The organism is Pseudomonas sp. HMSC063H08, assembly GCF_001813645.1.
Lineage (GTDB): Bacteria > Pseudomonadota > Gammaproteobacteria > Pseudomonadales > Pseudomonadaceae > Pseudomonas > Pseudomonas aeruginosa.
The window spans coordinates 1-243 of the sequence record NZ_KV813605.1; the positions used below are offsets into that span (position 1 = coordinate 1).

Annotated in this window: 1 protein-coding gene; it reads right to left on the reverse strand. The window is 64.2% G+C overall.

Going from position 1 to position 243, the window contains the following annotated elements:
• The coding region (locus HMPREF2924_RS28830) for a DUF3158 family protein (protein ID WP_141765585.1) at window positions 1-243 on the reverse strand (243 nt) is incomplete at both ends.

Genomic DNA, 243 nt, shown 5'->3' on the forward strand with positions numbered 1-243 from the left:
TTCCGGGGTCTTGTCCTGGCGCAGCATTTCCGCCCACACCCCGACGCCCATCCGCCGGGTTGCAATGTGCTGCCAGCGAAGAAAGGTGGTGCGTGCGGATGTGCGCTGCTCGATGAGTCGGGTGGGCAGAAGAGTGAAGGGCGGGCGACGAACCTGGGCCAGCAGTCCCTGGGCAAGCTCAAGCAATCCCTGCTCCAGGACTTCGCATTGCTCCGCCAACTGGGCCAGCTCCCCCTTACCTTT